Raw genomic sequence first — 7883 nt, 5'->3', positions numbered from 1 at the left:
GACCTTCTCCCCCTCGGGGAGAAGAAACCAGCGGAAGCCCCTCACTCCATATGATTCCTCCGCTTGGCCGAAGAGACCTTGCGGAAGCCTTTGACCATCTTCCTTCCAGAAAGGATTGTTCCATGACCAAGGACAGCTATTTCCACAAATCCCGCGCCGGTTCTGCCGGTGCTCCGCTTTTCGTTTTGCTGCACGGCACCGGCGGCGATGAGAACCAGTTTTTCGATTTCGGCTCCCGCCTGCTGCCTGAGGCTACCATTCTCTCGCCCGTTGGCGACGTTTCCGAACATGGCGCGGCGCGGTTTTTCCGGCGCACGGGCGAGGGCGTCTACGACATGGCCGACCTTGAACGGGCAACCGGCAAGATGGCGGATTTCATCAAGGCGAACCGGGAGCATTATCAGGCCGGCCCGGTCATCGGTCTCGGCTTTTCCAATGGTGCGAATATTCTCGCCAATGTGCTGATCGAACAGCCCGAGCTTTTCGATGCCGCGGTGCTGATGCATCCGCTCATCCCGTTCGAGCCGAAGATCTCCCCCGCCAAATCAACGCGCCGGGTGCTTATCACGGCGGGTGAGCGCGATCCGATCTGCCCGGTGCCGCTGACGAAGGCGCTGGAAACGAGCCTTCAGGCGCAGGGCGGCACGGTGGAAACGGTGTGGCATCCGGGCGGGCATGAAATCCGCTCGGGCGAGATCGATGCGATCAGGGGTTTTCTGGCGGCTTATGGAGGGTAGCTTTCTGCCCGACCTCATTCTTCACCGTCATGCCGGACTCGATCCGGCATCCAGCCACGGCGCGTCTGCGCCGCGAAAAGAGTCTCTTGCGATCAAGGACTTGATCGCGCTGGACCCCGGATCTAGTCCGGGGTGACGGAGAGGGTAGGTGATCTGCCTTTCCACGTCGCATGCAGACAAAATGGTCCTGCTACTCCACCTTCAGCGATATCCGCATTGCTGCAACTGCGCCTCGTAACGCAGCGCCATGTTGGCGGAGCGGCGGGCGGCCTTCTGGACCGCGGAATTGTTGCGCCAGCTGCCCTTGGCATAACCGGCATGGCCGGAATAATAAGCGAGGTAGAGATTATAGGGGTCGTTCAGTGAAATGCCGTTTTCGCGGCGGCTCTTGGCGTGGTACCAGCCGACGAAATGGATCGCATCGGTGAAATCGGTGCGGCTTGCCGACCAGCGGCCGGTTTCGCGCTGGTAAACACCCCATGTGCCGTCCAGCGCCTGAGCATAGCCGTAAGCGGTCGACTGGCGTTTCCATGGAATGAAGCCGAGAAGCTTGGTGCGCGGCGGCCGCGCATAGGGGCGGAAGGCGGATTCGGTGTAGATCGTCGCCATCATCACAGGCACGGGCACGCCGAACTCGCGCTCGGCCGCTTTCGCATCGCGACGCCAGTTGTTGAAGATGCCGTTCCGCTGCTCGAAGATCGCACAGGCATTGGTGACCTGTGACGGTGCGGTGGCACAGCCAGCCAGAACGAGCATCAGAAAAACTACGGCAAATACGCCACGCATAACGGAACCCTTTCGTTCCGCTATTCTTAAATTGCTAACCATTAACGTCGGGTTTTAAGACAAGGTTAATTCAAATGCCGCCGATCAAGGGCTTGTTAACCCGCTGAAAATTCCTGTGTCCGGGATGGGGCGAAAGCGTGTGCCGTGCCTCTCCTGCGCGCCTTTTTTGAAATGCATCTATCCCCGCGCGTCCCCGGTCCAGCCGGGTCCGCTACACTTGCTCCATCCCGGTCATCGAGCGTGCGCGCGGCGCAAGGTGGGTGGGGCAGGCGGCCGAAACCGGGGAGTTTCCCAATGTCACGGTCAAGGCGGCCGGCATATGTCCATCCTCCAAACAGGAACCGGTTTGGCGGGCGGATCATATGTTGAAACCGGGGCCGCATCGTCTGCAAAACCCTGCACTACCCTTTGATACCCCCGCAGCGATGCGGCCCATTTATCGCCTCTCAACGCTGCGCCGTAATTCGGCGCGGTGATATCGGCGCATATTCGAAAAAAAGCGTCCGCTGTACAAAAATGAAAACCGATAAAATTGTAGCAATCGGCTTAAAGCGGCTGAAAACAGTGCTGTGCCATTGTGGGATCACAGACAAGGAGCGGACATCCTGCGCAGACAGGGGCTCCACAAAACAGAAATCGAGACCGGCCCAAGCCGGCGGATCGCCAAACGGGGTATGAAATGCTGAAGAAGATTATTGCTGCCGCCATCTGCGGAATTGCCATCGCTTCCATGTCCACCCATGCCGATGCGGCCGGTGCCGCCGGTTTTGCCCGTGGTTTTGCCGCTGTCGAGAAGAGCGCGGTGACGCAGATCGGCGTTTCGGCTCCGGGCGGGTTTGACGGCTGCGTTCTTTCCGCCGGCCAATGTGTTTCGACGATCGCCGCGCCGCTGACCGGCGAGCGCCGTGAAGAACTGCTGCGCGTCAACCGCGATGTGAACGCCACCATGGGCGCGCTTGATGATTATTTCTCCGGTTTCGGAGCCGGTGTCCCGGCAACGCCCTCGCTGAGCGCTGAGGATTGTGGCGATTGCGCCGCGATCAAGCGCACGGCCCTTGCCGGTGCCGGCTGGTCTTCCGCTGCGCTGCGCCTTGCCTTCGCCCTGAATGATGACGGATCGCTCGAAAAAGTGCTGATCGTCACCACCGACAAGGGCGATATCGTGCTCGGTAACGCCGTCTTTTCTCCGGCTGAGCGCGAAACCGCGCTTTAAGCCCATCTTTTCATGCCTGCCAGACTGCGCCGGTTTCTCCTGATCCTTGTGGGATCAGGGAGCCGGCGATTTTTTTCGTTCGGCAACGGCAATGCCCGCCAGCGCCATGACCAGCGCCGCGATCTGGTAGGTGTGCAGGGTTTCGCTGAGCACCACAACGGACAAAAGCGTGCCGAAAACGGGCACGAGGTTGATGAAGAGGCCGGCGCGGTTGGCGCCGATCTGCTCCACGCCCTTGATGTACAGGATCTGCGCGATGAGCGACGCAAAAATGGCGGCATAGACCACCAGCACCCAGCCCTTCTGATCCGGCCAGACGACGCTGTTTCGCGACATTTCCCAGAAGACCAGCGGCACCGAGGTGAGGAGCGCGAAGAAGGCAGGTATCGCCATCAGCGTGCGCCAGTCGACGGCGGGTTTCCAGCGCAGGATGACGGTGTAGATGGCATAGACCAAGACGGCGAGTAGCATGATGGCGTCGCCTGCATTCATTTCCAGTTGCAGCAGCGAGACCGGATCGCCATGGGAGGCAAGCAGCGCCACGCCTGCTATGGTGAGGCAGAAACCGGCGATCTGGCCGAACAGCACGCGGGTGCGGAACAGGATGAAGTTCAGCACGAAGATGACCATGGGAATGCCCGCCTGGATGACGGCGGCATTGATGGCGGAGGTGTGCTGCAGGGCCGTGTAGAGAAAGACGTTGAAGGCGGTGTAACCAACGCTGCCGAGCACGAAGAAATAGGGCAGGCGCTTTTTCACCACCGGCCAGTCCCTGATCAGCTGCGGCACGGAAATGGCGAAGATGATGGCGACGGCCAAAACCCAGCGCAGGAAGGTGAAGGCCATGGGGCTGATGTGGCCGACGGCCAGCTTTCCGGCAACGGTGTTGCCGCCCCAGCAGAGCGTGGCGATGATGAGGGCGATGTAGGCTTTCGAAGGCACGCTGATGTTTCGCTTCTTCAAGGGGCGGGAAAATGAAGGCGGGTGAACGGGGCCTTGCGCTTGCGCTTGTCCCCCCACGGGGCGAGATAATGCGGAATTCGGCGTTTTGTCACGGAAAAAGCAAAATTCACCATAAGAAACAGGGTCGCTTTCCGTAAAACAACACAGTATACATTCGCGGGTTTGGGTTTCCCATCGGGTTATCGGGCGCGCGAGCGCCATGAGCAGGAAAGCAAGAAATGACGAATGTTGTGGTGGTCGGCTCGCAGTGGGGCGACGAAGGCAAAGGCAAGATTGTCGACTGGCTGTCCGAGCGGGCAGATGTCGTCGTGCGGTATCAGGGCGGCCATAATGCCGGCCATACGCTTGTCATCGACGGTGTCAGCTACAAGCTTTCGCTTCTGCCGTCCGGCGTTGTGCGTCCCGGCAAGCTCGCCGTCATCGGCAATGGCGTCGTGGTCGATCCGCATGCGCTGATCGCCGAAATCGGCCGTCTGGAAGTTCAGGGCGTCAAGGTCACGCCGGAAAACCTGCGCATTGCCGACAATGCCACGCTCATTCTTTCGCTCCACCGCGAGCTGGACGGCATGCGCGAAGACGCTGCCTCCAACAGCGGCACCAAGATCGGCACCACGCGTCGCGGCATCGGCCCGGCTTACGAAGACAAGGTCGGTCGTCGCGCCATCCGTGTGATGGATCTCGCCGACATGGAAGCGCTTTCGGTCAAGGTTGATCGCATTCTGACGCATCACAATGCGCTTCGCCGCGGTTTCGGCGCTGCCGAAGTCTCGCATGAGACGATCATGGAAGAGCTGGGCTCGATTGCCGAGCGCATCCTGCCCTTCAGCGAAACCGTCTGGCTGCTGCTCGACAAGAAGCGCCGCGCCGGTGCGCGCATCCTGTTCGAAGGTGCGCAGGGCTCGCTGCTCGATATCGACCACGGCACCTATCCCTATGTGACCTCGTCCAACACGGTTGCCGGCCAGGCTGCTGCCGGTTCGGGCATGGGTCCGGGTTCGCTGGGTTATATTCTCGGCATCACCAAGGCCTACACCACCCGCGTCGGTGAAGGTCCTTTCCCGACCGAGCTGAATGACGAGATCGGCCAGTTCCTCGGCGAAAAGGGCCATGAATTCGGCACCGTCACCGGCCGCAAGCGCCGCTGCGGCTGGTTCGATGCCGCACTGGTGCGCCAGTCGGTCGCCACCAATGGTATTACCGGCATCGCGCTGACCAAGCTCGACGTTCTTGACGGTCTCGACGAGCTGAAAATCTGCGTCGGCTACAAGCTTGACGGGCAGGAAATCGACCATCTTCCGGCAAGCCAGGGCGCGCAGGCGCGGGTCGAGCCGATCTACGTCACACTGGAAGGCTGGAAAGAATCCACCGTCGGTGCCCGAAAATGGGCGGATTTGCCTGCTCAGGCAATCAAATATGTCCGTCAGGTCGAGGAGTTGATCGGGGCGCCTGTCGCACTTCTGTCGACAAGTCCGGAGCGTGACGACACCATACTTGTGACTGATCCGTTTGAGGATTAATGTCCTCGGCGATCTAGATTCATAAACCATATCGGGCCGGTACGTCGCCGGTCACGACGAGAAAGTGCTTATGGCGGATTTTGTAGCAGTCATTCGCAAGGCCGTGGATGGCTTGGCGAACAATACTCCCGAAAACCGGGCGAAGGTTTACGACAAGGCGCGCAGTGCGGTTGTGCGCCAACTCGAGAATATGAAGCCACGTCCGCCGGAAGAATTGTTGCGCCGGCAGATCGCCAAGCTGGACGCCGCCATTGCCGAGGTGGACAGCGAATATGCCGAGGCGCTTCCGGCGCTGGAGGACGATGATGCCCTCCAGCCGGCGGCCGAAGAGACGGCAACATCCTATTATCAACAGGATGTTGCCGACGAACCCGCAGCCCACGCCACCGAGCCGGACCATGCCGCTGAGCCGCACCATGAGCGGCAGGAGGAACGGTACGAGCCGGTTGAGGAAGAGTCTGCCCCGGTTGTGGCCGCGCAGCCCGAGCCGGTTTATGAAGAACCCGCCCGTGAGGAAGAGCCTCTCCACGAGACGCCCGTTTCCACCGCTCCTTCGCATGACGAGGAACGTTATGCGGAGCGCGAGCCGGAAGAGCTTTACGACGCGCCGGAACCCGTTCATGTGGCTCAGGCTGCCGTTTCCCATGAAGAGGTCGGCACCTATTTTACCCGCGCGGAAGAGGAGCCGGCTTATCAGCCGGAAGCCGAGCGCGATATCGCGCCTGAAACGCCTGTCCATGCCGACGATTCCGTGCCGCCCCATTGGGCGCAGCCGGTTGACGAGGATGATTGGCGCAAGCTTGACCAAGCCGAGGATGAGGAAGTCCGCCCGGCCGCTGAGGACTATGCCGAAGTCCGCAACGAGCGGGATGAACGTCCTGTCGTCGCCGGTTATGCCGCGCAGCATTATCAGGCCCCGGATGTGAGCTTCGAGCCTGAAAGGCGCAATGAGGAAGAGCATGCCGGCCATCGTGCCGGTATTGATCACGATCCCATTTTCGGCGGACAGGGCGATTTTTCCGAACCCCGTCAGACGGAAGACACGGCTCCGAAAAAAGCGGCCGTCGTCGAGGATTTCTCGTCCTATTTCCAGGACACGGATATTGCCATTCCCGCGAAGGACGCGCCGGCGCTGCCGCGCGCCGATAATGATCCCTTCGATGACCGGGCCGCGGCCAAGGAAAACAAGGAGCGCACCCCCTGGGACGATCTGGACGAGCTGATCGGTTACGACGGCGCGTCCTCCTCCAACCGGGCGACTGCGGATGAACCGCCCGCTTTGGGCGCAGGGGCCACAACACCGGCCTACATGGTCAAGAAGAAGCCGCGCCGCAACTATGCGTCGCTGGTGCTTGCCCTTGTCGGTGTCGGGCTTCTTGCCGGCGGCGGTTATGCGCTATGGCAAAACCGTGACGCGCTGAACGACATGGTTGGCGGCCTGGTGCAATCGGCACAGAAGGGCGGGGAAACCCAGACACCTTCGCCCGATACGGCGCAGACGCAGACATCCACGCCGCCGGCCGGCCAGCAGCCGCCGGCGACCGGGCAGCAACCCGCGACAAATCCGACCAACCACCAGGCGCAGCCGCATGGTGACGACGGTTCCGTTACCGGTACGAAATTCACCCAGCGGCTTCTGGCCGACGGCACAGAGCGTGACGAAGGGCCTGCTCCCGGCGCCAATGGCCAGCCGGTGACGGCGGAAGGCCAGTCGGTCTACGAACAGAACGTCGCGCCGCCGCCTGCGGGTGAGGCTCCGGCCAATACTGCGGGCGCGCCCGCGGGAACGCCTGCCGGCACGCCGCCGGCGCAGCAGCCCGCCGCTGCCGCCACCGGCGACCGCATGTTCCTTTACGAGGAAGTGCTGGGCCAGACGGTTCCGACCGCCATTCAGGGCAGCGTTTCCTGGTCGTTGCAGCAGGAAAACGACGCGGACGGCAAACCCTCGCCGACCGTGCAGGGCCAGATCACCGTTCCCGGCCGTGGCCTCAGCGCGCTGATCACCTTCAAGCGCAACACCGACCCGTCTCTGCCCGCAAGCCATCTGATCGAGATCGTCTTCTCGGTTTCGCCCGGCTTCGAGGGTGGCGCGATCGACAGCGTCCAGCGCATCGCGATGAAGAGCACGGAGCAGGATCGTGGCAACGCCCTGATCGCGGTTCCGGCCAAGATCACTGACGATTTCCACATGATCGCGCTCAACGACTTCCCGGATGCGATGAAGACCAATCTGGAGCTTTTGAAGAGCCGCAACTGGATCGATATTCCGGTTTCCTATCGCAACGGCCGGCGCGCACTGCTGACCCTGCAAAAGGGCAATGACGGCATCGCCGCCTTCGACAAGGCGCTCAGCGAATGGGCCGCTGCAACGCCGGCTGCCGGCGGACAGTGAGGATTGAAAGGGCGGCTCGGGTCGCCCTTTTCGTTATATGGCTACGGCGGTGTCTTTGCGTTTGTCGGGTGATGGGTGGGTTAGTTGGTGCCGGTGGGTGTGGCTCACCCCCCTCTGCCCTGCCGGGCATCTCCCCCACAAGGGGGAGATCGATATGCCGCGAGGTCTCGACCAACTCAACGGACGAGGATGAAGCGGAGGTAGAGCGTCTTGCCGATCTCCCTCCTTGTGGGGGAGATGCCCGGCAGGGCAGAGGGGGGTAAGCGGCATCCCCC

Annotated in this window: 6 protein-coding genes; 4 read left to right on the top strand and 2 right to left on the bottom strand. The window is 61.5% G+C overall.

Annotated features, from left to right (window positions below):
- Positions 1-122: 122 nt before the first annotated feature.
- Positions 123-737, top strand: a complete 615-nt coding sequence (locus tag AGR13A_RS12065; RefSeq protein WP_080836810.1) for an alpha/beta hydrolase — start codon at positions 123-125, stop codon at positions 735-737.
- A 201-nt stretch (positions 738-938) separates the two neighbouring features.
- Here the strand turns inward: AGR13A_RS12065 and AGR13A_RS12060 are convergent, their stop codons facing one another.
- On the bottom strand, positions 939-1523 hold the full coding sequence (locus AGR13A_RS12060) for a transglycosylase SLT domain-containing protein (RefSeq protein ID WP_080835799.1): 585 nt from the start codon (positions 1521-1523) through the stop codon (positions 939-941).
- A gap of 679 nt (positions 1524-2202) precedes the next feature.
- Here AGR13A_RS12060 and AGR13A_RS12055 point away from each other — a divergent pair.
- Positions 2203-2736 (top strand): transglutaminase-like cysteine peptidase, encoded by a 534-nt coding sequence (locus AGR13A_RS12055; RefSeq protein ID WP_080835796.1) that lies wholly within the window; start codon positions 2203-2205, stop codon positions 2734-2736.
- A 54-nt stretch (positions 2737-2790) separates the two neighbouring features.
- Here the strand turns inward: AGR13A_RS12055 and AGR13A_RS12050 are convergent, their stop codons facing one another.
- Positions 2791-3678 carry a DMT family transporter gene (locus AGR13A_RS12050; RefSeq protein ID WP_167377485.1) on the bottom strand — a complete coding sequence of 296 codons (888 nt, stop codon included), beginning with the start codon at positions 3676-3678 and terminating at the stop codon, positions 2791-2793.
- A 239-nt stretch (positions 3679-3917) separates the two neighbouring features.
- Between AGR13A_RS12050 and AGR13A_RS12045 the strand changes: the two genes are divergently transcribed.
- Positions 3918-5216 (top strand): adenylosuccinate synthase, encoded by a 1299-nt coding sequence (locus AGR13A_RS12045; RefSeq protein WP_035228045.1) that lies wholly within the window; start codon positions 3918-3920, stop codon positions 5214-5216.
- A 70-nt stretch (positions 5217-5286) separates the two neighbouring features.
- Positions 5287-7608 (top strand): hypothetical protein, encoded by a 2322-nt coding sequence (locus tag AGR13A_RS12040; RefSeq protein WP_167377484.1) that lies wholly within the window; start codon positions 5287-5289, stop codon positions 7606-7608.
- The last annotated feature ends 275 nt before the right edge of the window (positions 7609-7883 follow it).

The sequence above is a fragment of the Agrobacterium genomosp. 13 str. CFBP 6927 genome (genome assembly GCA_900012615.1).
Lineage (GTDB): Bacteria > Pseudomonadota > Alphaproteobacteria > Rhizobiales > Rhizobiaceae > Agrobacterium.
The sequence above is the reverse complement of the archived record's forward strand: the minus strand, read 5'-3'. Positions and strand labels throughout refer to the sequence as shown.

Bases quoted from the DNA above. Each gene is read 5' to 3' on its own strand.
- AGR13A_RS12040 (WP_167377484.1), top strand. From the start codon at position 5,287: ATGGCGGATTTTGTAGCAGTCATTCGCAAGGCCGTGGATGGCTTGGCG.
- AGR13A_RS12045 (WP_035228045.1), top strand. From the start codon at position 3,918: ATGACGAATGTTGTGGTGGTCGGCTCGCAGTGGGGCGACGAAGGCAAA.
- AGR13A_RS12060 (WP_080835799.1), bottom strand. From the start codon at position 1,523: ATGCGTGGCGTATTTGCCGTAGTTTTTCTGATGCTCGTTCTGGCTGGC.
- AGR13A_RS12055 (WP_080835796.1), top strand. From the start codon at position 2,203: ATGCTGAAGAAGATTATTGCTGCCGCCATCTGCGGAATTGCCATCGCT.
- AGR13A_RS12065 (WP_080836810.1), top strand. From the start codon at position 123: ATGACCAAGGACAGCTATTTCCACAAATCCCGCGCCGGTTCTGCCGGT.